The following is a 26,633-nucleotide window of genomic DNA, read 5'->3' on the forward strand; positions in this document are numbered from 1 at the left end:
ATATGGCATTTATGAGGCAAATAGATTTGAAATCGCCGATGAAAGTAGCTAACAAAGTCAAAAGTGCGGTTCGCCCTTTTGCAGAGTTTACGGAAAGCCAAACGGCATCGAGCCTGCTTTTGCTCTCCTGCACTCTGGCCGCGCTGATCTGGGCAAATTCACCATGGGCGCCCTCCTACCACCATTTCTTTGGTCTAGACGTCGGCGTTTTATACGGAGAACAGCATTTCTCTTTAACAGTAGAAGAGTGGATATCAGACGGCCTTATGGCACTGTTCTTCTTTTATCTTGGCCTGGAAATCAAACGGGAATTCCTCGTCGGTGAACTAAGACACCTTGACCGTTCACTGCCCATTATCATGGCCGCGATTGGAGGCATGCTTTGCCCGGCAGCCATCTACCTAATACTCAATCCGCCGGACAGTGAATTTTCTCACGGTTGGGGAATTCCCATGGCGACGGATACCGCCTTTGCCTTGGGCATTCTGGCGCTATTGGGTAGGCGAGCGCCAATGGGCGCTGCGCTGTTTATTACCGCTCTGGCCATTATTGACGACATTGGCGCTATGTTGGTCATTGCTATCGCGTACACCGAAGAACTCCACTGTCAACCGCTAGCATACTCCGGCGTTATCTTAATGGTGTTGGCGGCGGGAAATTGGTTCGGAATACGCCATTCTGCGTTATACGCGATAGGTGGTTGCATAGTATGGGGACTGCTTCATGAAGCCGGTATTCACACAACCCTGGCAGGGATTTTGGTTGCCATAACGGTCCCGGCGAGGCCACGCATTGGGCGCACAGGCTTCCTAGCGAAATCATCAACGCTCTTACGTCACGCATTCGCGCTGAGGCGCGACCGACAGGATTCTGGCGTGCTCGAAGACGAGGAACAGCACGAGGTTATTGAAGGCGTACGACAAGAAGCCGAGAGAGCAACTACCCCCTTGCGACGATGGGAAAACCTCTTTTCCAAACCAATTACATTACTGGTTATGCCGTTATTTGCGCTCGCAAATGCCGGTATCCCTTTGTCAGGCCAGCTGTTCGCCGAACTCTTACAGCAACCTTTGGCGTGGGGTATTGCCGCAGGTTTGGCGCTGGGAAAGATGGGCGGAATCTTGCTGTTTTCATTTCTCACAATGAAAATTGCTGGAGGGAAACTGCCCAGTGGCCTGCGGCTGAACGATGTCGTAGGTATAGGCTTTCTCGCAGGTATCGGCTTTACCATGTCCATTCTCGTGGCCACACTGGCGTTCACAGGCTCACAAGAGTCAGCCTTTGCGCCAGCCGACCTGAGTAAGATTACGATCTTGCTAACATCGCTGTGTTGTGGTCTTTTAGGGTATCTATGGTTACGCGTTACCAGTACAGAGAATAAAGCGAACATTCAGGACGGTCGGTGAACCGCCGTTCAACCATCTTTGAAAAAACTTTAAGGACCAGATCTCCATGAACCAAACCACGCAGGCAAATGCCAGCAAACTTCCCTCCCTAACAGCTAACTTGTTACTTTGCCTCGGCCTTCTTTGCGGTCTACTGGCGATCGCCGGTCCTCTCGGCGTATGGCTGCAACTGTGGAATTTTCGCACAGGTTTTCTTTTGTTGGGTGCCGCAAATAAGGCAGGTTCCTGGCTGTCGCTGGTGATGCTAGTGATCATTCTGGTGGTCTTTCTGCCCAAGCTTGGTACGTCTAAAACATTCAGGAATGGCCTTCAGAAAAGTGTCATTGGGCTGATCGGAGCCCTACTGGCTTGGCAGATTCCCGAGAGCTATCGGCCTGGCGAGGAAGTGATCATTCCCCCAATTCACGATATTTCGAGCGACACGACAAATCCTCCCGAATTTGAAGCCGTGCTCCCGTTGCGCGGAGCAGACAGCAACACTACCGTTTATGGCGGCTCTCCGGATATGACACCCGAAAAACTTGCTGCTCTTCAGACCGAAGCCTACCCGGAAATTGTCCCACAGTATTATGACCAAGCCAGCACAGAGGTCTTTGATGCAGCGTTGCAAGCGGCTGAGTCCATGGGGTGGGAGATCGCGGCGGCAGACAAAGAACGCCTGCGAATTGAAGCGACAGACACGACCTTCTGGTTTCGCTTTAAAGATGATGTGGTGGTTAGAATCAACACCGACAACGGTCAGACGAGGCTCGACGCACGTTCTGTATCAAGAGTGGGGGTCAGTGATGTTGGGAAAAATGCGGACCGCCTGAATCAGTATTTCAAGCAGGTCCGCATAGAATTAGGATTGAGTGGATGAAGGGGATTTTTCTGGCTCGGAAGCCGGTTGAACATCGGCTCCCGTAGACTCATCAACTGAGTCGCCCTTCTCTGCCAAATCACTCTCCGCCAACTCTGTCTCGGCCATATCTTTTTCAGGCACGCCCGGTTCTGCAACGTCTGCTGCTGCAGCGGCAACAGTGGAACCTTTACCGGAGGGACTGGCGTACTGATCGTTCAAGGTTTGTACAAAACCATCCGCATCAGCCAGTAATTTCTCCAGCATTCGCTTTTTGCGAAAGCCCCAACCTCTCGGCGTTGGCGAAGCGACAGACTTCCACCATGCCATCCTGTTATGCTTGAATGCCTTTCTTAACGCATTATCGTCGCGGTTGTCACCGGCCGTCTTTTCAAAACGACGGGCAACAATACTGCCGGCAATACCCCTAAGCTTGTAGTAAATGAGCCCGGCAACCAATGCCCCCATAATGAGCGAGACCATCTGCATGGCAGGGTCCATCGTTGCCAAAGGCGTGAAAGCACCATCAACCCAGTAGCCAGACGAGATACTCCACCAGGCAAACAGCGCCAGCAGCGTACCAAAAACAACCGTATTAAAGGTTGCCGTGAGTTTGCGCCACTGGCGTCGCAGATCAGATAACCGGGGCACCATCACATCTTGGATGTGGCGGGCGGTTTTTTCCAAAACGCCGACAACCCGATAGGCTCGCTCAACTTCAACCTGGGTCATACGAGCTTCTATATCTTTCAGGTCTTCGTCACGAATGCGTTCAAGCCGCTGTTTGACCGAGTCGTCAACACCTGTCACCTCTGCCTCTCGAGAGTAAATCCGATAGAAGCGACCCGCTGTCAACCCTTGCTGAGCCAGAGCTCGCTGCCACGCAGCGACCACTTCTTCCGGGTTGTCCTCTCGAGCAGTGTTGTCGATCTGATTCAGAATGTAGAGAAACTTGGTAGCATCATGTCGGTTAATGGTATTTTTAACCAAGTGCGCCAATGTGTCTGCCATTGCACCAGGCTCTGGGTGTCTACCATCAAAAAACACGAGCACGAGATCAGACAGGTCAATAATGTGATCGATGATCAATAGTGTTGATGTGCGCTGATGATCCGCATCAAACCCAGGAGAATCGATCAGAATTTTTCCTAGCAGGTTTTCTGACTTACAGGTTTTCAGCTGCAAGTAAGAGTCGACTCGGCGTCCCTCGCCTTCTGCCACGCTATCGATGTCGTGACTGATTTGATAAAAGGGGAAGCGCGGGTCACTGTCCAAAGCCAGGCCTGGTAGCGCCTGATTGGAGTCAGTGTTGCCGTAACAAAGAACAGTGAATTTGTCATCCACCGCCTGATTGCCTGTACGCTGCAGCTTGTGCCCAGTGTACTGATTGATAAAGGTTGATTTACCGGCAGAAAAAGTACCTAGGATAGAGACTACCGGCCACCAAGAGACCTGTGTCGCGTAAGAGTCGTCAGCCTCCATCAGCCCCAAGCCTCGCGCGATGCGATCAAGTTTCTGGAAACCAGAAACCACCTGGGAGAGTATTGGATTTTCTTGCTGGAGATGTTTTTCGAGTCGTTTGACTCTTTCTTGTGTCGTGGTTCTTGCCATTAACGTGTCACTTTTCTCTGCTGTCTCGCAGCCTTTTCCTAAAAGGCGAAAAAGGAGTTTTGACGTTGGAACTGTCTGTTGGTTGCACTTTCCGCGTGTAATCTTGTGTTTAATTACGCGGGAGATGGAAATAAGGTGCTCAACCCGACCGGGAAATCACACCTTATTCGACATAATACACGTCTCAGCGACGAACCCCAGGTTTCAGTTAGGCTTTACCCATCATGCCACGGATAGCCGCGGGTAAATCCGCAGGAAGAACAACCATTTTTCCATTCTCAGATTCTGCCAGGCTCTCAAGAGAATGGACGTACTTCTCTCCCAACAGATAAACAATGGGCAACTCTTTGTCACCAATCGCTTCTGACACCATAGAAATCGCTCTCTGGCTGGCTTCCGCCAATACCACCTGAGCCTCAGCATCCCGACGAGATGCCTCTAGTCGGCCATCAGCCTCAAGAATGGCCGCTTGTTTGTCACCATCCGCCCGTGTGACGGTGGCTCGACGAGCTCGCTCTGCTGCGGCCTGCTCTTCCATCGCATGCTGCATGGTACCCGATGGATTGATGTCCTGAATTTCAACTGTTTTCAGAGTGATACCCCAATCGGCAATATCATCGGAAATGGAGTTCTTCAAATGTGATTTAATTTTATCTCTCGAAGACAGAGCGTCATCCAGATCCATCTCCCCGATAATTGAACGCAGTGTGGTTTGGACCAATGTCTGTATGGCGATACTGTAGTCCTCCACACCGTACACCGCTTTTTCTGGTGAAATTATGTTGATATAAGCGACAGCGTTAGCAACAATCACTGCATTATCTCGGGTAATCACTTCCTGTGAGGGAATATCCAAAACGATATCTTTCGTTGTGACTTTATAAGCCACGTTGTCGATATACGGTATCAAAATATTAAGACCCGGATTCAAGGTGCAATGGTATTTTCCCAAGCGTTGAACCACCCACTTATAGCCCTGCGGAACCAGCCTTACCCCTTTACCCAGGGTGACAATGACCAGGACTAAGAGCGCTACAACGACATACAAACTTTCCATAATCTCTCCTTAAACTAAGCCTTTGTGACAATGAGGGCATTGCCAGAGACTTCTATTACTCTGACTCGATCACCAACAGCGACAGAATCCTCCGTCATGATCAGCCACTCATCATTGCCTAGTATAGGTGCGGGAAACCGGAGTGAGCCTTTTATCTCCCCCTGAGGAACCACAATTACCTGACCGGTCTGCCCTATAATGGCCTCACGAGAAAGGCCAGCCTGAGTTCTATCGACAGCAAGAGGTCTCAGATATTTGAACCAAGCGATCGCCAGACACACAGACAGCAATGTCCATAGCGTTAGCTGAACAGACAGGCCTAATCCAGGCGCCACCATCAAAACAATACCGGTAATGATCGCGGCGACACCAAACCAAAGCACAAAGAACGACGCCAGAAAAATTTCCGCAAGCATCAGGATGACGCCCAGAAGAATCCAGTGCCAGTACAGCAGATTTATTTCCATATCAGCGAAACCACCAATTCCCGAATTGACGCCCTTACCCTCTCAAGGATCAGGGACTATCAGACTGAAGTTACAAAGGAGAGTTTAGCATCTTCACCACCAATTAAGCGTCGATGCAGAATCTTTGATGAAATGAATGAAAAAAGGCAAATGCCCGCTGACGAACGAGCGGGCAGATATTTAGGGGAAGATCACAGAACTATGGACTAGCGAATATCCGTGGCTTGTCGAGGGCGCGCGGTTGCCTCTTGACGATGGGAATTCACGCGATAATGCGCAAAATCCGGACGGTGAAAGAGAAAGGACAACGCGGGGATTTTGCTCAGCACACTGTAAAGCCCGATACAGATCGCGACGGCTGCAATGGAGCCAAAAATCACGAGCGCACCTGGGTAGGCTCCAAGTCCGTATTTCAACCCGTACTGCTGTATAAGCATCACCGGAACGGTATAGAGTACAAAAATGTAAAGGCCCCGCTCGCCAAGATATACGAGTACGTTAAACAACCCAGTACCACGAATTTTTTGGATAAGCCCCATAATCAACAGGCTGACAGCAGCAGCCATGGGGTAATATAAAAATGGGTTTGAAACCGGCAAAATTTCCAAAGCAATGACTGACAATAATGAAAAGACCAGCGCGCAGCCGGCCAACTGCCGCCAATTTGCTTCAACCACGAAACGTCGAATATTGCCGGACAGATAGATGCCAGTCAGAAAGCATGGATAGTATTTTATAGTTCCTGAAAAAACCTCGGGGATTGGTATTTTCGGCAAGAAGTACAGCAGGCAGGAAGCCATGAGAGCAGACGATAACTGAACGGAAAATGGTAAATTGCGACTATATCTAGCAAAAAGAAAGCACAGCATTAAGGCGTATAAGAACCAAAAATTTCGGAACGGCACCCATGCAAACATAGCGAGTTGCTGCGCTCGGGAAAAATCAGTTAATAAAAACGCACCAATGATTGTCAGGGAATTCCACAACAAATAGAAATACAAAAAGTGGAATATCTTTTTGTCAACGAATTCATTCCACGATGCATGTATGGCTTTATAGGCAAAAAAACCTGCAACGAGAAAAAAGAGCGGCATCCGAATCGTTGTCGCTAATTCGTATAGAGAGAGTGTTTGTTCAGAAAAGCCCACATGATTGTTAACACCTCCAAAAAGGTGATACATCACGACTAAGCAAATTGTTAGTCCTTTAACCGCGTCTATCCATTCTTCCCTGTTTTTCATGATAGGCACCAATTGTATAAGTGATCGTTAAAAGTACGACACTACGACGTAAATTCCTATGCAGTAACAAAAGTAAGATAAAAGTTAAGAAGCGCTCTCAAAAAAATTAATTTCTATTCCAGAAATCAATAAAAGCATCTTAACCCTTTGAGAAATAAAGGTATCTTAGTACTGCGATTGGCTGCGACTGTATGGAAGTTGGCACCCAAATACAAATTTCGGTCTAGAGATTTTCGAAACTTTGCGCTTTTAATTTACACAACTTTTCAATAAGACGCTTCCGGGCAATTAGCACACTCAGGTTCGCATAAACGCCAGCCATATTGCTGACCTCATTTATAGCTGTTTACATAAAGCATGAATGAAAATCGCGACTGAGAGCAACTCTATTTTATGCAGCTTAGCTGAAGCTTAACAATCCACTGCAGCAGCGTAATTGCCACGGCAGCGACTGTTAATTTTAGAAGTCGGTGAGCGGGAAAAAGAGCCTAAAGAATCAAGGCTGGTAGGGTGCTGGCGGCTCCGCAGTTTGGGAGTCAGTCATTGTTTTGAGAAATGCGACGATAGCGGCTTCTTCGGCGTCGGTTAGTCCCAGATTTCCGATATCCCTGCCCCTTACAGCGCCACGTCGAAACTCAGCAGTAGGCCAACAGTTACGAGCCAAAGCCTGGGCTTCCCGACGTACCCAAGCCGGACATTCTGTAACAGAATGCAATTTAACACCCTGTCGACCGCCTATTCCCGCCAAATGATCTTCAGGGGAGCGAGTATCTGCCGTATTATAAAAGTGAACAATTGATTCCAAAGATTTAAACCAACCATTTGAGCCGTAAGCTTTAATAAAATTATCTGTCGGACGTTTGTCGACATTTCTCAGAGTTGGAGTTTTGCGGTAACCGCGAAAATTGGAACTTCCTAAATGTCCAATTAGCCCTTCAGTACCAACGGATTCGGGATTAACAATTGCGGAATTAAATGGCATACCGATATTGTGGAAGCTGTCGTCAGTAAACAATTGGCGCTGCTCAGCTCCACTGTCTCCCTCGTTGTCAGTATGACATACCGCACAGCGTGCATCTTTTCCTTGCGGATTCAATGTCGACGTCACGCCGTAAAACAAATCTCGGCCAAGATTTTCCTGATTTGTAAATCGCACTAGTGGAAACTCTCCTGGAGTAGAGTCGACATCAATGCCGTTCCTCTCCCGACGCAGAGCTCGATCGTACTTTGAGCTAAAAGAGTTTATATCCCTAGAGTGCTGGTAGGCTGCAAGGGAAACAGCGATACGTTGATAGCTTTCCTCAAGATTAACACCACAGTCAATTGGCTCGCCCCAGGCTTCGGTGTACAACGGGCTATAAGAAGCTGCAGCGACTTTGTTACAGATAGATTGCTCCGTCATATTATGCTCGACGGGATTCAGAAATGGATTCATTGCCTGATCTGCAGCGGGCTTTAAATACATCCTGTAGCTTTCCTTCCCGGCAGGAATAACATCTACTCCAATGACCGTGGTGCTAAAGGATTGCACCTCACCAAAACGACCGACAGAACGGCCGTTCCAGAAGTTTCCTCCGCAATAACCCGTAGCCCCCTTACCGCAAACACCAAAAGGCTCGATAAAGGTTGCATAAGCATTGGTCGGCGGTTTTAACCCACCGGTACTATTTTGGTCTGCCCCCGGCATAACTACGCCGAAACGGTTTACCTGCTCAAAAGGACTGGTGCCACCCGCCGAAGGCGCATGACAGGTTGCACATGCCATGGTCTCTGGATTGGACAAAGATTCATCGAAGAAAACGTATTTGCCAAGAAGTTTAAGCTCATAGTCCCTTTCACTGGCATTAAGAGCCGCATTTACAGACTGAGCACCAATCGTCCCTACCAACAAGCTAACCAGACCGGCGGCAACCTTGCCGCTGACATTCCGTATCATGAAGACATATCCTTGAATTACAGAGAGAATTTTAGCGCCAATTTTTTAGCAACGCGGGAACTTTATGGAAAGCGGCGATTCGGTTCAAGTTAATTTTCCCAAAGTCTGTAGGGTTTTTTTATTGAACAGTCCCACCGTCAAAAATGGTGCATTACACACCGCATTTTTTAATCAAAATCACCAAAATTGCTCACAATGAACTTATAACAAACCGACATGATGACAATATTTCAGCCCCAAAAACGACCCGCCCAAAAACCAGTCCGATCTTTAAAAGTCACACTTGATGGAAATTTGTCGAACGAAGATGGGAGGTCTCAGGACGAACGTCTTGCCCTTCATGTATATAGGGCAACGTGCCGAGCTGCGGTTTTAAGAAACAGCAATGTGATTTCGTACGTTCAACCCGGGGCCAAGACTCTCCAAGTCTAAATCACCCTATTAGCTGACCAAAATGAGGCTACAGCAAAACCCTACCCTAACGTAAAGTTTGCCGCGTAACTTCACGTACACCTTTTTTTGCCTTGAGCTTGGCATCCATTGCCATTTCCAGCACTGGCATATTCATTTATCGATTTAACAGTTTGCATCTTTGCCGGCAGAGGTCGCCTGACGTCTCGTGTGCCAGCAAACAACTATTGAGGTACACCATGAAACGGATATCACAATCACCACGGTTAAAGAGAACGATGATGTTCTTAATCCTGGTCACTCGCCCCATCGTGCTAATCGCCATGGTGAGCACACTGGTATCGGCAAACAGTGCAAGCAATAATCTCGAAGTAGAATCATTCGGCTCAACACCTCAATCCGAGCAAGTTATTCAGCCAAATCGATAAAGCATCATTAATAGCACAAGCACTGAACAGGGTATTAACGCAACTGAGGTTACCATCATGAACCTGAGTGCACCGATACCCGCCCCCCATAAGAAGCAGACGAATACCACCGTATAAAGCGCCTGCGTCAATAACAACTCCGCCTCGGGCAATCCCAACGCCATCAACACCCTCTCAAGGCCCAGTGATACCGCCAACGTAGCCACTAAGATTAGAACGACAACAATCATCTTTACCAATGTTCAACCCTTCCAAGTTCGTCGAGACTCCCGACGTAATCAATATTCGATAACAATTCAAGAACGACCAACGGTCTCACGCACCGCTGAAGTTGGCTGTAAAGCCTTTCAAACAGGCAGAATCAATCTCTGCTGGCTCAATCGTTGAAATAGCTGTCAGAATCTTTTCAAATGATAATTATTATCATTTACAAAAATAGGGTGGTGTGTCAATATCCTTCTCAACAAAGACGTCAATGAGCTTCCGATTTACAAATAGCTCAGCGGCGGTTTTAAACGCAGGCCAGGCCACGGGAAATTCTGCAAGAATTCCCACCGCCCCAATCAACTGGACACATTTCGTAACGATCGACCATTGGGAGAGAGACTATGGAACGCTGGATTCAATACATCACTGCTGCAGAAGTCAGTAAGCACGCCAATGCCATTGCCAGTAGGACAGCGTGGCTTATAAAAGCCTGTGAAATCATTGAAAAGGAACTGCGGTGCAGTTCTGACGCTGCGATTGCGGGCCTCGCTGCCTTTTCTTATCGCCAGCTTGAAGAAGCCTTGAGCATTCAGGAACAACCCAGCGCAGCCTACGGCGTTCAGGCCAAACTGAACCGAATCCTTGGCTCATTCATCCATCGCAACGCTGGCAACCGTTCGACACCACAAAAACCCGACTTAGAAGTCATGATGATCGTTCGTAGAGGCAACCAATTAACCAGTGCTGAAGCATTACGGCAGGCCCAACAGCGCTTCTCCCCCCTAACTGCCGAGAAAACCACCGTGCAAAGCACTGGCGAAACCGCTACACCAGCGGTACTTCAAGTCCGCAGAACAGGCCGGGTTGACTCTATCAATCGCTTACCGCAACTGCAGCAAATCAGCGCCTGATCTAAAACGATACAATTCACTGGCACAAGGGCAAACCATGTTTCTCTGTGAAAAACACTTTACGTTGCTGGCAAATGACAGTACCCAAGCTCGCGCCTTTTGGCACTTTACCATGGGAGAAGCCCGTCAAATGATGACGGAAATGCGCTGGGATGACGCAATCATGCCCTATGGAAACGCCTTCGATGCGGCAGGGATTCTGTTACAGGATGAGACCTCAGGGCTACAGGCAGAGAGGTTTTTCGTTGAATCAGCGCGTGAGCTTATTTACCTATTACGGAAAACAGGACGCTGCAGCAGTGCAAGCCAAATTTTCGAATCGGCGAACCGGTTGTTGCAAAGCCAAGAGCGGATTAATCCCTACGGCGACCTGTTAATACCACTCCAGGAAGCGGCTTCGTGTTCAGCCATCGCCATCAACCAGTGGTTAGCAGAAAGTATTCTAATTTGGAGCGGCAAACCGTCCGTCGTTCATTGAGAGAAATCGCAGCAACTGTTAAGACTGAATTCAGCCCAGGAGCCTACCTTTTCGGTAACGACATTTTCAGGATATTAAACGTGAAGAAAAAATCTCTGGTGAAACGCTGCGCCTCCACCGCAATGCTGTTAACCATTAGCGGCGGAGTAATGGCCCTGGAAGAGCGTCTGGCTAAAGAACACGGCTGCCAGGAAAATACGGCTCACCGCTGGGAAATGGTGCAACGCGCGGATATGGAATCTGAGCCAACGGAACCTGGACGCGAAACTAACCGCGGGCGCTAAACGCTGCCGCCCTACATCCCCGCCTGCCAGTCACTGGGAAAACGAATGGTGACGTGCAAGCCGCCAAGCCCTTCACCACTGGCAAAGCGTAATTTTCCGCCATAAGCATCTACCGTATCTCGAACAATCGCCAATCCCAAGCCGCTGCCCGGCGTATTTTCGTCAGCGCGATAACCGCGGCGATCAATCTCCTGCAAATCTTCTTCGCTGCATCCGGGACCGTCATCATTGATGATCATAATCAGCGTGTCCTCTGATTGCTGAACTTTGACATCAACCCGCTGCTGACACCACTTACAGGCGTTATCTAGAACATTGCCAATTAGCTCCAGAAAGTCTTCGCTGTCCCCAAGAAATCGCGCATCTGCATCGATGTGGACGGAGAACGTCAGCGCTTTATCACGATAGATTTGCTCGAGCGTCTGTATCAACTGAGGTAGCTCTTCTGCGATATCCACGGCTTTCCCCGGCAGAGCCGTCCCCAGTAAACGGGCATGACGCAATTCCCGTTCAACAATCACTCGGAGGTCCTGGGTTGTTTTTAAAATATCCTGGCGCAACGAGACGGCGCCATCCAACTCACGGCGCTCCGCGATCTGATTGAGTAACGTCAAGCGAGTCTTTAACGCGTGGGCAAGATTTCCCGTCGCCTGCCGGGAGCGCCGGGATCGCTGACTGATGTTTTCCAGAAGTCGATTTAACTCATCAATCAGCGGCTCAACTTCCTCTGGCGCAGATACCATAATCTTTGCCAATTCGCCTCGACGCAGTTGTATCAATCTACGACGAATCGCCGATAGAGGACGCAATCCTTGAGTAACAATCCGCGTCTGGGACCACAAAAGCAGCAACAACCCAATACTGGAAAGAAAGCTAAAGAGATAAAAGAAGCGCCATTTATCTTCTTGAAGGCCGGATATATCCTCAGCGACCGCTACCGTAATGTTCACACCTTGCTTACTGTAGCCATGCAGAACCATCATCAGGCGCTGCTTTAACGGCCCCTCAATAATGCGATGCTCCACCCGCCCGGTGGGTAGCAACGGCAAATTTAGAGTGTGATCCCACAGAGAGCGGGACTGGGCGGACTGATTGGCGGTCCGAATCGCAAAGTAGCGTCCGGAGAAAGGTCTGAGGTAGATACTTTTCACGGGCAGATTGACGAGACTCAGACCACCGTCAACGTTTACATCTATGACGGCCAGCAGGCTGTTACCTTCCTGCTTGAGACGCTCGACCAACTGATCTTCGACCAGGTGGTCCAATGCGTAGGTGACCACCATCCATTGCAACGACATCAGCACACCCAGTGCCAATGCCAGCCGGATGGTTAAAAAGCGCTTCAGGGATCGCATGTTTGGCGGCTGCCAAAGACGTACCCTTGACCACGTCGCGTGGTGATAAAGTGATTGCCGATTTTACGTCGCAAGCGATTGACGTAGACTTCGACAACATTGCTGTCTTTGTCCGAATCGTATTCGTAGACGTGTTCGGTAAGATTTGATTTTGACAGGATCTTCCCGGGATTCATCATCATATATCGCAAGAGCCGGAACTCAGTTCCCGTCAATGGCAACTCAGACTCGTCTTCCAGGATGACTCGTTGAGTAGCCTCATCGAGCCGCAGACCTTCAAACGCCAACTCGCCAACCGTAACACCGCTAGAACGTTTTAATACTGCACCAATCCGAGCGAGCAGCTCTTCGGTTTGAAACGGTTTGGCAAGATAATCGTCTGCACCAGCTTTAAACCCGGCGACTTTATCCTGCCAGCCGTCACGAGCTGTCAGAACAATGACAGGAACGCGATTATTTTTCTCGCGCCAGTAATTGAGGATATCCAAGCCATTGCGCCCAGGCAGTCCCAGGTCCAACACAATGAGATCGTAGGGTTCAATTTCCCCTAACGCCTGTGCATCAATTCCATCAACAGACAGATCGACGGCGTATCCAGCCTGCTGTAAAGCACCTCTAAGTTCTCTGCCCAACTCTGGCTCATCTTCTACGAGCAATAAGCGCACTAATGTCCCTCTTGATTCAATTCCAGCAAATGCCCCGTGCGGGCATCGACCTCAAATTCCCAAACCTTGCCAGCATCATCCAGCCATTCAATGGCGTAGAGATAGGTCTGATTTTCTTCTTCAAATTCAACTTCTATGATACGACCTGACTTAATCGATTTTAAATGCTCTAAAATAGATTCCAGAGCAACGATTTTGCCTTCTTTCTGCAACTCAACCGCTTTACGATGCTGTGGACCACCACTGCCCTCTTCTTGTCCCGCCAAGGCCAGGCAAGGTCCGAAAGCCAGACACAGCTCGATGCATAGCACCAGGCGGCGGCGTTGAGGCTGTGATTTTTTCGCCATAGTTAACCGGATATCGTAAGCTCGAACGGATCAAATTCTTACCGCTAGGCTAGCGGCAGCATCTGAATCCAGACTGAACACTAACGATCACATCTTTACATTTGGCTCAGTATTGCCTCTAGGGTCACCATTCGCCGGTAACATCGGGGCGCATCGGCAGATATGAACGGTCTGTCAGTGTTTTATACACGCCCTCGATATTATACGGCAACCAAGCCTCGTACTGAGGTAAATCCTGATAATCATCAAGCCGGATTGTTTCCTTCAAGGTCGCCAGATCCTGCCCTGCCAGCATGCCGTCCCTAACAGAGTCATAAAGTGCCTCGAGATAGCCGAGGTAATAGGCGACATCAGCTTTATCTCCCATATCCGCATGACCGCCAACAAACACGTCGAAATCCAGATTCAAAATCTCTCGCGTCGAATCGATCATCCCCTGGATATCATAACCCAGCAAATCTTTATAAGGCATACGACCGATCACCACCCAGTCCACCACGTGCAGTACACCCGCGGGCTCAAACATCATGGAAATGGATCCTCGCCCGTTGTTCTCACCGTGATAGCGCAGGGTGACTTGACTATCATCGACGGTAAGCACCATCTCATCGGTAAACGTCAAGTTGGGGATTCGCGTCTGTGCTCGGGTATTGATCAAATCTTCGCGCGCCAATTGATGAGCGATAAAATCCGTGTGCGGCGAATCAAAATTTTCACCACCGTAGGTATGGTCCGTATGATTATGGCTGTAAATGACATAGCGAATCGGTCTTTTCCACCGATCTTCAATCGCTTGCGCTAACCATGCGGAAGCCTCGCGACTGATTGGATCCGTAACGACGACAGAGGACGGTGTCACCATGACGACCGACTTATAGTTGCCCGCATTGAAGCGGTACACGTTACCCGTGACCTTCTCGATACTATAGTCCACAGATTCAGCGAAACTCTCTGTCGCTGCGAGCCCAGCCAAACAAAACAGGGCGAAAGAAACAACACGGGAAAGGGTGTTGAATATCTGAGTTTGAACGTCGGTGATACGTCGACGTCTCCCAAACTGATACATTTCCGACATGGATAACCTCCAACAACGCGGAATCTTTTAGAAAAGGTGAATTCATAAATTTACGAAAGACACCGACCTACGGACGTCCGCGCCCTTTCATTAATAAATACCGTTAGAGCAAATCAACAATTTGAGCGTCACAATCGGATGGCGATAACGTCAGCAACGCCAGTGTGACCGGCAACCGGAAACGTCTTGGCCCTGCGCTACCGGGATTGATCCACAAACGCGTCCCCTCCTTCTCGATGTAGGGCTTGTGGGAGTGTCCACAAATGACGACATCCGGACTCAATTCAATGATACGCTCGGAACCTAAATCGTTTCGATTATGGATGACAAATACCTTGTGCCCAGCGATGGTCAGCAACAACTGGTCAGGATACTCAAGCGCCCAGGCGTCGCGATCGACATTACCGCGGATCCCATGAAGCGGGGCAATGTCACTGAGCCTAGCCATGACGTCCGGCTTGCCAATATCGCCCCCATGAATGATCACATCACAGCCTTGCAGCTGCGTCGCAGCCTCTGGACGGAGTAATCCATGGGTATCACTGATGACACCAATTTTCACAGCAGAATTCCCCCGTTTATGACTCAAAGAAAAGGATGAAATGAGCCAGAATCGACAACCACCAGTAACTATTCTCTGAATCCTTGAAGCCATGCCTGATCAGCCACCTATTGCTTTTTTGCAGGAATGTCACACTCATGTCCCATCCAGATTCATCGACCGCTCAACATCCGACACCGCCATCAACCACTCAACCCGACTGGTATAAAGACGCACTCATCTACCAACTGCACGTGAAATCATTTTACGATGGAAACGACGACGGGATCGGTGATTTCACCGGACTCATCTCTAAATTGGACTACATAGCAGGGCTTGGAGTAAACACCCTCTGGTTACTCCCGTTCAATCCGAGTCCACTGCGAGATGATGGCTACGACGTCGCCGACTATTATGGCGTAAACCCAGATTATGGAACTCTTGCGCAAGTTCGGCGCTTTATTGACGAGGCACATCGTCGAGGTCTCCGGGTAATATCCGAACTGGTGATAAACCACACTTCGGACCAGCACCCCTGGTTTCAACGTGCCCGCGAGGCGCCAGCCGGCAGCGACGAACGGGACTGGTACGTGTGGTCGACAACCAAAGAGACGTACCAAGGTACGCGAATTATCTTCTCGGACACAGAGACATCTAACTGGACGTGGGATGAAACTGCCGGTGCCTATTATTGGCATCGATTTTATTCGCATCAACCGGACTTGAACTTCGACAACCCCGCCGTGTTAGAAGCCGTTGTCAAAGTCCTGCACTATTGGCTCGAACTGGGTATCGATGGCTTACGTCTGGATGCCATTCCCTACCTCGTGGAACGCGAGGGTACCAACAATGAAAACCTTCCGGAAACCCATGCGGTCCTAAAACGCCTCAGGGCTGAAATCGACAATCGCTTTCCCGACCGATTTTTACTTGCGGAAGCCAATCAATGGCCAGAGAACGCACTCGAATTTTTCGGCGATGGCGATGAGTGCCACATGGCATTTCACTTTCCATTGATGCCGAGAATGTACATCGCAATTGCCCAGGAAGATCGCTTTCCTATCGTCGATATTCTCAAGCAAACACCGCCGATTCCCGAAAACTGCCAGTGGGCGATTTTTCTGAGAAACCACGATGAACTGACGTTGGAATTGGTCACCGACCAGGAGCGGGATTATCTCTGGCAGGAATACGCCCGTGAAACCCGCGCCCGCCTAAACTTGGGGATTCGCCGGCGGCTGGCGCCTCTGTTGCAACGGGACCGCAGACGCATCGAACTGATGACCTCCCTACTGTTCTCCATGCCTGGCACGCCCGTTATCTATTATGGAGATGAAATCGGGATGGGTGACAATATCTACTTAGGTGATCGCGACGGGGTGCGCACCCCAATGCAATGGTCTCCCGATCGCAACGGTGGATTTTCACGCGCGGATCCCTCGCAAATGGTGCTCCCACCCATTATGGATCCACTCTATGGATTTGGCGCCGTCAACGTTGAAGCACAGAGCCGCGATCCCCACTCTCTGCTGAACTGGACGCGTCAGATGATCCATATTCGCAAACGCTTTCAGGCGTTCGGGCGCGGAGAAATGACCATACTTTATCCTAGTAATCGGCGCATACTGGCGTTTATCCGACGCCATTCCGTCGCAGATGGTCAGGAGCAGATTTTACTCTGTGTCGCCAATATGGCGAACAGCGCTCAAGCCGTGGAACTCGACCTATCAGCATACCAAGACAGTGTTCCTTTAGAGTTACTGGGCGGCAGTCGTTTTCCGCCGATCGGAGAGCTTCCCTATCTGTTGACACTTTCGCCCTACGGCTTCTATTGGTTCTTATTGTCCACAGAGACACAGCTGCCCGATTGGTATGTAGCCCCCCCCGAACCACTGCCAGAACTGACAACCTTCGTGGTAACGCGTTCGCCAGACGACGTATTTTCCAGCCCTCATATCGACACCTTGCTGCAGGATATTTTGCCCGCCTATTTGGCGAAACGTCGTTGGTTTTTAGCCCGCGTCGCCGACATTCGCAGCATTAGCTTACAGAACTGGACAGCATTATCGAATGAATCCGACAGCAGGCTGTATCTGACGGATTTTACCGTCGATCTGGGCCATCGCGAGATAACCGTGCACTTACCTCTGACGGTCTGCTACGAAGGCGAAAACATACCTGCGCTGGCACATCAATTGGCCGTTTCGCGCATACGACATGGCTATCAGGTGGGCTACCTGACCGACGCCATCTCGATGCCGACATTTTCACAGGAACTGCTACAGGCATTTTTTAATGACCAGACAAAAGCAGGCTTCGAAAACATGTTGAGCTTTGTCAAAACGTCAGGCTTTGCCCACCTGCCAACGACACTTGCGGATGCAGAAACCCGAGCATTAAACCCGGAAGCCCCCCATAGCGGATTGGTTGTGGGTGATGCGGTTGTTCTTAAAGTGATTCGCTGCCCCCTGACCACCCCCAAGGAACAGTCGATTCCTCCGGAACTCGTGGTCGCAGATTACCTAACGCGCGAAAACTTCGCCTATCTGCCGCAGCTGTGCGGCTACTTGCTACATACGCCCTCACCGGACTCCCACCGCGCCATCGCGTACCTACAGACCTACATCGACAATCAGGGCAATGCGGCGACTTGGTCGCAAGCCCATCTCAATCACACATTGAGAGATTTGGAAGGAGCCAATTCGGATCTCACTGACCTCCAGGACGAACTGGATCGCTACGGAAAAGACGTCGTCGCAACCCTGGCGCCCGTTTTTCGGCGGCTGGGCCTGCGGCTGGGAGAAATGCACAGCTTACTGGCCAACCCCAGCAGTGACAGCCCATTGTCGCCAAATCGCATCACCGACGAACACGTACAAACCTGGTACCGCGACGCCACTTGCAAACTGGAGGCCGCTGAAAGGACACTGTCAAATCAAAGAACGAACAACCGTGGTGCCCTGCAGCATTATGATCAACTGCTGGAGCGCTCTAACTGGTTGCGAAGACAACTCAGTCGTCTGGCGCAAGAAGCGGTAGGATCTCTTGAAATGTGCATTCATGGTAACGCAACGCTAACGAACATTCTTATCGCACAAGACGAAGTGTTTTTTCGTGGCTTTCGAGATGTATACCTGGATGGCGCCGAATACCTTTATAAAGCATCACCCGCGAAAGACCTGGCTAGCCTGTATTTGTCAATTGAAACTACGTTTAACGACATTGGAATAACGTTCGGTGAATTGGCAGAGGAGCCTCGTCGGTCAGGGCGTTTGCAGCAAATGTGCATCGATACCTGCTGGCATCAGGTGTGGAGAGGCTACTTGGAAACCGCCTCCGCCATTGACCATCACTGGAAGGATCAACACAATCTGTCCTCTCTGGTGGACTTTTTCGCCCTGGATATCTTGATGAATCGGATCGCAGAGATATCTCCAGGCACAAATTCACCTGATCTGGAATCCACGGTGATGAGTATGACTGGTATTGTACAGCGACTATTTCGAGACTAAATCCGTTCGCATTATGAACAGATTGCTCGCATAGAGCGTTGCTTCACCCTAACCAGACATCACCGACAACAAGGTTTATAGGATGAACAACTACACCAAAATTCAAGATGCAGCCACTGACAGAGCTGCCGTGAACGCACTGACACAGGGCACTTTGAGTGACCCCTTTGGCTTGCTAGGGCCCCACAAAAATGGCCGTAAAACGGTTATTCGAACCTTCCAACCCGGCGCCCAACGGGTCGAGCTCGTTGAGCGGGAGAGCAACACGGTCATCGGTGAGCTTTTAGAAGATGACACCACCGGTGGACTGTTTGTTGGCAGCATTGAAAATTTGCCTGACTACCTCCTTCGTATCGACTGGGGAGATCAGATTCAAGAGATTGAAGATCCCTACAGCTTTGGATTGTTGTTGGGTGAGATGGACCTTCACCTCATCGGTGAAGGACGACACTACCAGCTTTACGATACTCTGGGCGCGCATCCCGTCACGGTCGACGGTGTGGCCGGGGTGCGCTTCGCCGTCTGGGCACCCAATGCTAAACGGGTTTCCGTGGTTGGAAACTTTAACGCCTGGGATGGCCGTCGCCACCCCATGCGCCATCGCGGGGCTTCCGGAGTGTGGGAGATTTTCGTACCCCGGCTGGCACCAGGCGAATTCTATAAGTATGAAATCCTGGGTTCGAAAGGGGTTCTGCCATTGAAGGCAGACCCGGTTGCCGGTCGCTGTGAACCGGCACCCGGCACAGCATCAATCGTTCCAGAAACCACATCCTTTCAATGGCAAGACGACGACTGGATGCGCAATCGTCACTACCATCAAGGTGAGCGCTGCCCAATTTCCATCTACGAGGTTCACGTGCTTTCTTGGCGCCGAGTTCCCGAAGAGGGGAATCGACCACTCACCTGGACAGAGCTGCAGGAACAGCTGATCCCCTACGTTCAAGAAAAGGGATTTACCCACATAGAATTACTTCCCATAACCGCGCACCCCTTTCACGGATCCTGGGGCTATCAACCGATTGGGTTATTTGCCCCTATGCCTGAACTCGGCAGACCGGAAGATTTTGCCGCCTTCGTCAATGCGTGTCATCAAGCCGAAATTGGCGTGATTTGCGACTGGGTGCCAGCACACTTCCCTACCGATCCCCACGGCCTGATGCAGTTTGACGGCACGGCGTTGTATGAACACCAGGATGCTCGCGAAGGCTATCACCAGGATTGGAATACGCTGATCTATAACTTGGGACGCAACGAAGTAAAGGGTTTTCTACTCGCTAATGCACTGCACTGGCTCAACAATTACCATGTGGATGCTCTCAGAGTCGATGCCGTCGCCTCAATGTTGTACCGGGATTATTCCCGCAAAGACGGCGAATGGGTACCCAACAAATACGGTGGTCGTGAAAATCTCGAATCCATTGCCTTTTTGCAGCATCTCAATGGTATTGTGGCTGAACGCGCACCGGGCGCTTTGGTGATGGCAGAGGAATCGACCGCTTGGCCTGGCGTCACTCAGCGTGTCGACAATGGCGGGCTCGGTTTCAGCCACAAATGGAACATGGGCTGGATGCACGACACGCTCAACTTTATGAGCAAAGACCCGCTCTATCGGGGGCATCACCTCAACAACATCACTTTCGGTCTGCATTACGCCTTTTCAGAACATTTTGTACTGCCCCTGTCCCACGATGAAGTGGTACACGGAAAAGGCTCACTTATTGGAAAAATGCCCGGTGATGCCTGGCAGAAATTCGCCAATCTGCGCAGCTACTTCGGCTTTATGTGGGGCCACCCTGGCAGAAAGCTGTTATTTATGGGCGGAGAATTTGGGCAGCGCTCCGAGTGGAATCACAACGTGCAACTGGACTGGCCGGCATTGAGTCATGAGCTTCATTCAGGAGCCGCCAGATTAATCAGTGACTTGAACAAACTCTACCGCGAGCTACCAGCCCTGCACCTCGCAGATGATGACCCGCAGGGATTCCGCTGGATTATTGGCGATGATAAAGCCAATTCCGTATTCGCCTTTATTCGCCGCGCGCCCGACGACAAGATCGCGCCGGTATTGGTGGTATGCAACTTCACTCCGGTGCCCCGCCAGGGGTATCGACTCGGCGTGCCGCGGATTGGTTTTTGGAAAGAACGACTCAACAGCGACGCTCACTGCTACGGGGGTTCGAACATGGGCAACGGAGGCGGCGTTGAAGCCGAACGCATCGCCAGTCACGGCCAGGCCTTCTCTATCTCTCTAGACCTGCCTCCTCTCTCTACCAGCTACTTCGTAATCGATAAATAGTCACTCACGAGGATGACGCTGAGCCTGCCAATGCACTCAGCGTCATTAACCACAACACCAGCAACACTAAGTTGCTGCTCGCGAATGCCGTCAGACGATGAAACACATGGTTGTAAGTAAGATGAATCAAGCTATGGATTACTCGCAAAGAGACATACAGCCACATCAAAACCATGATTGCCGCCGTCGCTTCCTGAGTAATCAACAGAACGACTGACAAAAAATAAAAGAGAATCGGCAATTCCAACAGATTCATATAATTGCGATTGGCAAGGCAAACGACATCAGGCACCCGACTGGATTCACCGAGCTTAAAATCATCGGGATTAACGAGGCCTTGCCGCGCCGCCTGAAAACGTCGCCAGGGAATCAACAAAAGCACACACAATGTCCAACCAGCAAGAGTCATTGCCGGCATGACGACACCTGAATTCACAATCGTCTCCTCCTCCCTATTCTTCAGCGTCTTATTTCTCAGAGTATTTCCTTCAGGCTAACCGGTATTGATCTTTCCGACCAGGAAAATGAATGGCGTCAGTAGCGTATTCTCCAGGCATAAAAAAGGCCTCCAGGGGAGGCCTTAGTGAGACAGCTCCTAAAAATCAGGAACCAATAATGCCGCCATCCTTCTTGGTGATGACAATTGTGCAGTCGCGTGGAATGGTCATGTAATCCAATGGCGCCGGGAAGTTAGTGACAGAAGGGTCACCATTGCCAGGATGCTGAATATTAACAAACGCCGTGCGCTGATCGGGAGTGATGGTGAAACCGGTAATCTCATCCCCTTCTACACCAGAGAACAAACGCTTAGGCACTGGGTTAGCCGCCGTTGTATCGAAAACGGTCAACTGATCCTGCAAACCATTCGGCTGTCCACCGTCAGTACCGATGAACAAGCGACCGTATGGATCAGCCCAAGCCGCGTCCGGAGAGGAGAAGGCTTCTTCGGTTTCTACAGTAGACGACGCCAGAATGAAGATTTCCCACTGGAAACTGGTGCTCGCATGCTCGCCAGTGGTACGAATGATGTGTCCGTTCGGGTTGGGCGCTTCTGGATTCGGAACTGTCGCTTCAGTCCGCTCAGAGTTATTGGTCATGGTCCAATAAACTTCCCCTTGACCGCCAATGGTCGTCCACTCTGGACGATCCATCGGTGTAGCACCGAGAAGATCCGCAGCGATACGAGCATAGATCAAGACTTCCGCCTGAGAGCTGAAGCGGGCAGCCAGGGTCGGATTGTCGATGGTCAACTCTAACCATTCGCCGGAACCGTCATCGTTGAACTTGGCAACGTAGAGTTTGCCTTCGTCCAGCGGACTGTTGCCGTTCGCCAAACAAGTTTCGTAAGCTGCGTCAGAAATATACTTGTAGCAATAATTGAAACGCTCATCATCACCCATGTACGCTGCAATACGTCCACTGGCTTCGTCTTCAGCAATGGCAATGGCTTCGTGCTTGAAGCGACCCAGAGCCGTTCTCTTCACCGGTGTTTGAGTTGCATCAAAGGGATCGATTTCCATGATCCAACCATAGCGGTTACATTCGTTTGCATAGTCAGCGTCAGACAGATCAAAACGCTTGTCAAAGTAATGCCAATTGTAACCAGATCCGCCACTGGACAAGCCGTAACGTTCCTGCTCTTCTGACAGCACCATGTCAATGCTGGTACCGAAGTAGCCATTGAAATTTTCTTCGCAAGTGAGATAGGTGTCCCATAGAGTTGGACCGCTACCACAATTGTTCAATGTACCAAGCGCAATGTTACCGGCCGTGTTTTGCAACAGATCACTGTCAGCGGCAGGCCCAGAATACATCACTGGCGTATTGGCATGGATACGGCGAGCATTTTTGTGCTGGGCGTTTTTCCACTTCTTACCCACTTTTTTCAACGCAACCACAGACACGCCCATGGCGTGTTGCATACGGCGTACATCATCGAGATCTTCGGGTGCGTCCTTACCAAGAACATGGCTGTTGCCGCCGTATTCGTGGTTGATACACAACATACCGGCGACAGAACTGGCTTTGTAACCTTTGTGCTTGTTCTTGCGGTAGGTGTGGCAGTCGATGGGGAAAAACCACATACCGTCATGACCGATGCCGATCTGCAGCGCGGCTTCCTCAGGTGTTGGACGAGTGGTAGGATCACCTTTATACGCAGTCGTTGTTCCTGGCTCCAAGGGGGTTCCCCAAGGAATCAAGACTTGAAATTCGTAATCTGAAGAAATGCTTGGCCAAGTTGGGTTAGCGGCTTTTTCTTCCGTCGTTACTGGATTGAAACCAACCAACTCACCACCGCTTGTTGATTTTTTGGCTTTCCAACCCGCGAAAGCGGAGGGTGCGAGAAACGTGGTCGCTGCCGCAGTAACACTACCTTGTACAATTTTGCGGCGAGAGATGTGAGACTTGAGGACATCGGCAAATGGGCGGTTGCCAGATTTGTTATTATCAGGGTGCAATTCGTCATGCAGTTGGGCTTGCGTCTGTTTTTGGTCTTCAGACTTAATCATCGGGTTAAAACTCCATGTGTTTTTTTCGGGTTACCGGAGAGGCCCAACAAGGCTAGGGTGACTGTGTTACAGAATAATTTCCTTTTTATGAATTATAATTGGCGCCAACTTCGTTTATCGTTACCTCTGTTTTCCTCCTCTCTTAAACGGTTCAAGGACGTTATTCATGTCTGATAAAGGCATTGCACTGTCGGGTTACACCGACATAATGGAAAGGCGTGAGAGAGTTTTTCTTGTACTCGCCGGCATCTTTCTGGCATCAATGACGATGCTCAATGTGATTGGCATGACTCGATTTATTCAAATCGGTCCTATGGCGGTAACCGTTGGCGTATTGCCCTACCCCATTACCTTTCTCTGTACCGATTTGGTCTGTGAGCTGTACGGGAAAAGACGGGCGAACTTTCTAGTGACGGTCGGCCTGCTACTCAATCTCTTGGTCATTTTCTTTGTTTATCTGGCGCAAGCCTTTCCGCCAGTGGATCCATCCGTGATGCCACCTTGGCAGACGTTGACACTGGAAAACGATGTTTTGCTACCGAACGGTGTGGTTATGTCCGGTTCTGTAGAGCTTTTCGATTTTATCTACTCGCTCACCGCCGGATCGGTTGTTGCCTCTATGCTGGCGTATACAGCAGCTCAGTACTGCGATGTGCGTCTGTTTCATTTTTGGAAGCGATTAACCCGCGGCCGCCATCTTTGGCTGCGCAATAATTTCAGCACTCTAATTAGTCAAATGGTAGATTCCATCGTCGTCATTGGGGTTGCTTTTGGGGCTGCGTTTTTAGCCGGGGAAATGACGCTGCAGGCACTGATCATGTTAATGCTCAGCAGCTATGTTTTTAAGATGGTGGTCGCAATCGCAGATACTCTGCCATTTTATTATCTGGTGGCCAAACTCAAGTCCTATTTACAGCTTGAAGACCAACCAGAGCAATATTAACCAAATTCAAAGACAGGGCCTGCCATCAGGCCCGAATCGGATCAGATGCATTCCAATCGGCACTGCCACTTTGGCCTGGACCGGAAAAAACCTGTACTTCAATCGCGAGAATACCAAGAGCCTCCGATTCCCCCCCCGGCTTAAGAAGCTGACCGAGAATATAAGCGGAAAACTCTTCGACCGTCGTATTACGGATTGGCAAGATACGAGTATCCGAACGCAAATAATAATGACGTTCGCCATTGAATTGCGCCAAGATATAATTGCCCTCCTCTGTGAGTGATAAATAGGGAGAGAGACCCGGAAGCAGTGTGAACTCGTCCAATTCTTCACAAATGGACTTTAATATGTCTTTGTATATACGGTAGCTAAAACACAAGCCATCATCACCAACGGGCACGGTGATGGCAACGGCAACAGAAAAATTGTGTCCGTGTAATCGCTCTCTTTCTGTCGCAGAAAAAATCGTAAAATGGGCAGCGGAAAATTTCTGGTACTCTTTTGCCAGTGTTATTTTCGTTGTTCGAGAAGTCATAGTGTTCTAATACAGTTATTTGCGGGCAGCTCACATAATAGCCTGTCAGCGTTAAGCACCCAGATATTACCCACGACGATCATCAGATCGTGACCAGCAAAAGCCAGCAAATATCGTCGCTTGTTCCGATGTATCATACATCGGAATCTATTTATTGATACACACCAAGCGGAAATATGGTCTATTCAATGAGACCAATAAGGAGGAATTCGATGAGTACCACTACCAAAGGTTGTGCGGTCATTACCGGTGGCACCAAAGGTATCGGCCTAGCGCTGGTTGATCGATTCGCCGCAGCGGGCTTTGATATTGCGACCTGCGCTCGCAATCGACAGGATATCTATGAGTTAAAGGAACTCGTAGAAAGCCGTTATGAAAATAAAGTGGTGGCTGTTCCGACCGATGTTAGCAAGCCTGAAGACTGTGATGCGTTTGTCACGGCCATTAAAGATCACCGGATGCGTGTTGATATATTGATCAATAACGCGGGGGTTTACTATCCCGGCGAAATATGGTCAGAACCGGAAGGCGTCTTAGAAGAACAACTGGCGACCAATGTACAATCCGCCTACCGTATCACCCGTGGGCTATTGCCAGAGATGATGAGCCGCAAACAAGGCCATATCTTCAATATTTGCTCAATCGCCTCGCTGGCAGCCTACCGTAACAGCGGTTCTTACACCATCAGCAAGTTTGCCTTGTATGGCCTTTCTCAAAGTCTGCGACAGGAACTCAAACCTTTCGGCATTCGTGTTACCTCTGTGATGCCGGGAGCCACGTTTACGGGGAGCTGGGAGGGAACTGACCTATCTGAAGACCGTTTTATTCCCGCCACTGACGTTGCTGAATTGATCTACTCAGCCCATGCCACCAGCCCACGCACGGTGGTTGAAGATTTGATCATTCGTCCCGCGGAAGGTGATTTGCCCTAGGGCCTGCTAGCAGGCCCTAAACGACATTTTACAGGAAGCCACCCAAGGCCTCTTGTAAGAGGCTTGAAGCCTCACTCTGATCGCTTTTGCCGAGAAAGCCATTCAGCACGTCAATGAACTTGGGAATCATATCGGCATCCAGCCCCAGAGCTTCGAACTGCGCCCCAAGCTGACTGGCCATCTTGGCGGTTTCGCTGTATTCACCAGCAGCTTCTAAGGCTCCGCTCAACAGACTGCTGCTGTCTCCCTCTTCGCTTTCGCCAGACCCGAGAGAAGGCGCCGCAGCGAGCAGATCATCCACATTCGGGATTGCTGACGACAGCGTGCTGAAATCCGTATCCGATAACATGGAACTGGCGGCCTGCAATAGGGAACCGGTGCCACCTTCAGCTTGCTCCGTCGAAACACCCAGGGCACTGCTTAACATTGGCAATAAATCAGCGCCTGCGCTTGCCAGGTCCGCCGCCGCGGACGAGGCCTCACCTTCATCGACAGCCTCTTCTGCCGAGTCAAACAACCCCGCGTGAGCTTGATGCATCAAAAACATTGACAGCGCAATGGCAGACAGTTTTTTCATTTGTATTCCCCCAGTAACGGTAATAAACATATTTCCGGCGCCCTCCCTGACTAACAGCTTAGACGTGGAT

The 26,633-nt window shown here is 50.1% G+C and carries 24 protein-coding genes; 9 read left to right on the forward strand and 15 right to left on the reverse strand.

Annotated elements, in window-relative coordinates:
• The first annotated feature begins 38 nt into the window (after window positions 1–38).
• Both nhaA and ACXAFR_RS02020 read left to right on the forward strand, forming a co-directional pair.
• Window positions 39–1,406, forward strand: a complete 1,368-nt coding sequence (gene nhaA, locus ACXAFR_RS02015) for a Na+/H+ antiporter NhaA (protein ID WP_475171424.1) — start codon at window positions 39–41, stop codon at window positions 1,404–1,406.
• Window positions 1,407–1,452: 46 nt separating this feature from the next.
• Complete coding sequence (locus ACXAFR_RS02020) at window positions 1,453–2,265, forward strand: DUF1499 domain-containing protein (protein WP_475171425.1); 813 nt, start codon at window positions 1,453–1,455, stop codon at window positions 2,263–2,265.
• Here ACXAFR_RS02020 and ACXAFR_RS02025 read toward each other — a convergent pair.
• The 6 genes from ACXAFR_RS02025 to ACXAFR_RS02050 all read right to left on the reverse strand — a co-directional run bounded on the left by ACXAFR_RS02025 (window position 2,248) and on the right by ACXAFR_RS02050 (window position 9,634).
• Window positions 2,248–3,855 carry a dynamin family protein gene (locus ACXAFR_RS02025; RefSeq protein WP_475171427.1) on the reverse strand — a complete coding sequence of 536 codons (1,608 nt, stop codon included), beginning with the start codon at window positions 3,853–3,855 and terminating at the stop codon, window positions 2,248–2,250. The two genes, ACXAFR_RS02020 and ACXAFR_RS02025, sit on opposite strands and share 18 nt — an antisense overlap.
• A 208-nt stretch (window positions 3,856–4,063) precedes the next feature.
• Window positions 4,064–4,912, reverse strand: a complete 849-nt coding sequence (locus ACXAFR_RS02030; protein WP_475171429.1) for an SPFH domain-containing protein — start codon at window positions 4,910–4,912, stop codon at window positions 4,064–4,066.
• A gap of 14 nt (window positions 4,913–4,926) precedes the next feature.
• A complete protein-coding gene (locus ACXAFR_RS02035; protein ID WP_475171430.1) occupies window positions 4,927–5,379 on the reverse strand; it encodes an NfeD family protein in 453 nt (150 codons plus the stop codon).
• Between the two features lie 206 nt (window positions 5,380–5,585).
• Complete coding sequence (locus ACXAFR_RS02040; protein WP_475171431.1) at window positions 5,586–6,620, reverse strand: acyltransferase family protein; 1,035 nt, start codon at window positions 6,618–6,620, stop codon at window positions 5,586–5,588.
• Between the two features lie 496 nt (window positions 6,621–7,116).
• The gene (locus ACXAFR_RS02045; protein ID WP_475171433.1) at window positions 7,117–8,556 is read right to left on the reverse strand and encodes a cytochrome-c peroxidase; all 1,440 of its coding nucleotides are present in this window, start codon (window positions 8,554–8,556) and stop codon (window positions 7,117–7,119) included.
• A gap of 823 nt (window positions 8,557–9,379) precedes the next feature.
• On the reverse strand, window positions 9,380–9,634 hold the full coding sequence (locus ACXAFR_RS02050) for a hypothetical protein (protein WP_475171435.1): 255 nt from the start codon (window positions 9,632–9,634) through the stop codon (window positions 9,380–9,382).
• 369 nt (window positions 9,635–10,003) lie between these two features.
• On the opposite strand from ACXAFR_RS02050, the gene ACXAFR_RS02055 reads away from it, so the two are divergent.
• From ACXAFR_RS02055 to ACXAFR_RS02065, 3 genes are all read left to right on the forward strand, one after another.
• Window positions 10,004–10,513: a hypothetical protein gene (locus tag ACXAFR_RS02055; protein ID WP_475171437.1), complete on the forward strand. Its 510-nt coding sequence runs from the start codon at window positions 10,004–10,006 to the stop codon at window positions 10,511–10,513.
• Window positions 10,514–10,550: 37 nt separating this feature from the next.
• Complete coding sequence (locus ACXAFR_RS02060) at window positions 10,551–10,991, forward strand: hypothetical protein (RefSeq protein ID WP_475171439.1); 441 nt, start codon at window positions 10,551–10,553, stop codon at window positions 10,989–10,991.
• Window positions 10,992–11,071: 80 nt separating this feature from the next.
• Window positions 11,072–11,275: a hypothetical protein gene (locus ACXAFR_RS02065; protein ID WP_475171440.1), complete on the forward strand. Its 204-nt coding sequence runs from the start codon at window positions 11,072–11,074 to the stop codon at window positions 11,273–11,275.
• Between the two features lie 11 nt (window positions 11,276–11,286).
• Here ACXAFR_RS02065 and ACXAFR_RS02070 read toward each other — a convergent pair whose 3' ends face one another.
• From ACXAFR_RS02070 to ACXAFR_RS02090, 5 genes are all read right to left on the reverse strand, one after another.
• Complete coding sequence (locus ACXAFR_RS02070; RefSeq protein WP_475171441.1) at window positions 11,287–12,630, reverse strand: ATP-binding protein; 1,344 nt, start codon at window positions 12,628–12,630, stop codon at window positions 11,287–11,289.
• Window positions 12,618–13,295 carry a response regulator transcription factor gene (locus ACXAFR_RS02075; protein ID WP_475171443.1) on the reverse strand — a complete coding sequence of 226 codons (678 nt, stop codon included), beginning with the start codon at window positions 13,293–13,295 and terminating at the stop codon, window positions 12,618–12,620. The genes ACXAFR_RS02070 and ACXAFR_RS02075 overlap by 13 nt, the downstream gene beginning before the upstream one ends.
• The gene (locus ACXAFR_RS02080; RefSeq protein ID WP_475171445.1) at window positions 13,295–13,642 is read right to left on the reverse strand and encodes a PepSY domain-containing protein; all 348 of its coding nucleotides are present in this window, start codon (window positions 13,640–13,642) and stop codon (window positions 13,295–13,297) included. Before ACXAFR_RS02080 ends, ACXAFR_RS02075 begins: the two co-directional genes overlap by 1 nt.
• 124 nt (window positions 13,643–13,766) lie before the next feature.
• Window positions 13,767–14,717, reverse strand: a complete 951-nt coding sequence (locus ACXAFR_RS02085) for an MBL fold metallo-hydrolase (protein ID WP_475171447.1) — start codon at window positions 14,715–14,717, stop codon at window positions 13,767–13,769.
• Window positions 14,718–14,820: 103 nt separating this feature from the next.
• Window positions 14,821–15,279 (reverse strand): metallophosphoesterase family protein, encoded by a 459-nt coding sequence (locus tag ACXAFR_RS02090; RefSeq protein ID WP_475171448.1) that lies wholly within the window; start codon window positions 15,277–15,279, stop codon window positions 14,821–14,823.
• A 137-nt stretch (window positions 15,280–15,416) separates the two neighbouring features.
• On the opposite strand from ACXAFR_RS02090, the gene treS reads away from it, so the two are divergent.
• Together treS and glgB are read left to right on the forward strand one after the other, a co-directional pair.
• On the forward strand, window positions 15,417–18,770 hold the full coding sequence (gene treS, locus ACXAFR_RS02095; RefSeq protein ID WP_475171450.1) for a maltose alpha-D-glucosyltransferase: 3,354 nt from the start codon (window positions 15,417–15,419) through the stop codon (window positions 18,768–18,770).
• Between the two features lie 82 nt (window positions 18,771–18,852).
• Window positions 18,853–21,066: a 1,4-alpha-glucan branching protein GlgB gene (glgB, locus tag ACXAFR_RS02100; protein ID WP_475171452.1), complete on the forward strand. Its 2,214-nt coding sequence runs from the start codon at window positions 18,853–18,855 to the stop codon at window positions 21,064–21,066.
• 4 nt (window positions 21,067–21,070) lie between these two features.
• On the opposite strand, the gene ACXAFR_RS02105 is transcribed toward glgB, so the two are convergent.
• The gene (locus tag ACXAFR_RS02105; RefSeq protein ID WP_475171454.1) at window positions 21,071–21,502 is read right to left on the reverse strand and encodes an MAPEG family protein; all 432 of its coding nucleotides are present in this window, start codon (window positions 21,500–21,502) and stop codon (window positions 21,071–21,073) included.
• 166 nt (window positions 21,503–21,668) lie between these two features.
• Window positions 21,669–23,576 (reverse strand): PhoX family protein, encoded by a 1,908-nt coding sequence (locus tag ACXAFR_RS02110; RefSeq protein ID WP_475171458.1) that lies wholly within the window; start codon window positions 23,574–23,576, stop codon window positions 21,669–21,671.
• Between the two features lie 166 nt (window positions 23,577–23,742).
• On the opposite strand from ACXAFR_RS02110, the gene ACXAFR_RS02115 reads away from it, so the two are divergent.
• The gene (locus tag ACXAFR_RS02115) at window positions 23,743–24,519 is read left to right on the forward strand and encodes a queuosine precursor transporter (RefSeq protein WP_475171460.1); all 777 of its coding nucleotides are present in this window, start codon (window positions 23,743–23,745) and stop codon (window positions 24,517–24,519) included.
• 25 nt (window positions 24,520–24,544) lie between these two features.
• Here ACXAFR_RS02115 and ACXAFR_RS02120 read toward each other — a convergent pair whose 3' ends face one another.
• Entirely contained in the window at window positions 24,545–25,054 is a 510-nt protein-coding gene (locus ACXAFR_RS02120; protein ID WP_475171461.1) for a 6-pyruvoyl trahydropterin synthase family protein, read from the reverse strand.
• 212 nt (window positions 25,055–25,266) lie between these two features.
• On the opposite strand from ACXAFR_RS02120, the gene ACXAFR_RS02125 reads away from it, so the two are divergent.
• Window positions 25,267–25,986: an SDR family oxidoreductase gene (locus ACXAFR_RS02125; RefSeq protein ID WP_475171465.1), complete on the forward strand. Its 720-nt coding sequence runs from the start codon at window positions 25,267–25,269 to the stop codon at window positions 25,984–25,986.
• Window positions 25,987–26,014: 28 nt separating this feature from the next.
• Here the strand turns inward: ACXAFR_RS02125 and ACXAFR_RS02130 are convergent, their stop codons facing one another.
• A complete protein-coding gene (locus tag ACXAFR_RS02130; RefSeq protein WP_475171467.1) occupies window positions 26,015–26,563 on the reverse strand; it encodes a DUF2780 domain-containing protein in 549 nt (182 codons plus the stop codon).
• Window positions 26,564–26,633: the final 70 nt, after the last annotated feature.

It is taken from the genome of Pseudomaricurvus sp. ABR4_320, assembly GCF_056159445.1.

Excerpts from the sequence above, each read along its gene's own strand:
- ACXAFR_RS02110 (WP_475171458.1), bottom strand. The coding sequence starts at position 23,576 with ATGATTAAGTCTGAAGACCAAAAACAGACGCAAGCCCAACTGCATGAC.
- ACXAFR_RS02025 (WP_475171427.1), bottom strand. The coding sequence starts at position 3,855 with ATGGCAAGAACCACGACACAAGAAAGAGTCAAACGACTCGAAAAACAT.
- ACXAFR_RS02030 (WP_475171429.1), bottom strand. The coding sequence starts at position 4,912 with ATGGAAAGTTTGTATGTCGTTGTAGCGCTCTTAGTCCTGGTCATTGTC.
- ACXAFR_RS02120 (WP_475171461.1), bottom strand. The coding sequence starts at position 25,054 with ATGACTTCTCGAACAACGAAAATAACACTGGCAAAAGAGTACCAGAAA.
- ACXAFR_RS02070 (WP_475171441.1), bottom strand. The coding sequence starts at position 12,630 with ATGCGATCCCTGAAGCGCTTTTTAACCATCCGGCTGGCATTGGCACTG.
- ACXAFR_RS02130 (WP_475171467.1), bottom strand. The coding sequence starts at position 26,563 with ATGAAAAAACTGTCTGCCATTGCGCTGTCAATGTTTTTGATGCATCAA.
- ACXAFR_RS02085 (WP_475171447.1), bottom strand. The coding sequence starts at position 14,717 with ATGTCGGAAATGTATCAGTTTGGGAGACGTCGACGTATCACCGACGTT.
- ACXAFR_RS02020 (WP_475171425.1), top strand. The coding sequence starts at position 1,453 with ATGAACCAAACCACGCAGGCAAATGCCAGCAAACTTCCCTCCCTAACA.
- ACXAFR_RS02035 (WP_475171430.1), bottom strand. The coding sequence starts at position 5,379 with ATGGAAATAAATCTGCTGTACTGGCACTGGATTCTTCTGGGCGTCATC.
- ACXAFR_RS02040 (WP_475171431.1), bottom strand. The coding sequence starts at position 6,620 with ATGAAAAACAGGGAAGAATGGATAGACGCGGTTAAAGGACTAACAATT.
- ACXAFR_RS02045 (WP_475171433.1), bottom strand. The coding sequence starts at position 8,556 with ATGATACGGAATGTCAGCGGCAAGGTTGCCGCCGGTCTGGTTAGCTTG.
- ACXAFR_RS02060 (WP_475171439.1), top strand. The coding sequence starts at position 10,551 with ATGTTTCTCTGTGAAAAACACTTTACGTTGCTGGCAAATGACAGTACC.
- glgB (WP_475171452.1), top strand. The coding sequence starts at position 18,853 with ATGAACAACTACACCAAAATTCAAGATGCAGCCACTGACAGAGCTGCC.
- ACXAFR_RS02125 (WP_475171465.1), top strand. The coding sequence starts at position 25,267 with ATGAGTACCACTACCAAAGGTTGTGCGGTCATTACCGGTGGCACCAAA.
- ACXAFR_RS02080 (WP_475171445.1), bottom strand. The coding sequence starts at position 13,642 with ATGGCGAAAAAATCACAGCCTCAACGCCGCCGCCTGGTGCTATGCATC.
- nhaA (WP_475171424.1), top strand. The coding sequence starts at position 39 with ATGAAAGTAGCTAACAAAGTCAAAAGTGCGGTTCGCCCTTTTGCAGAG.
- ACXAFR_RS02115 (WP_475171460.1), top strand. The coding sequence starts at position 23,743 with ATGTCTGATAAAGGCATTGCACTGTCGGGTTACACCGACATAATGGAA.
- ACXAFR_RS02055 (WP_475171437.1), top strand. The coding sequence starts at position 10,004 with ATGGAACGCTGGATTCAATACATCACTGCTGCAGAAGTCAGTAAGCAC.
- treS (WP_475171450.1), top strand. The coding sequence starts at position 15,417 with ATGTCCCATCCAGATTCATCGACCGCTCAACATCCGACACCGCCATCA.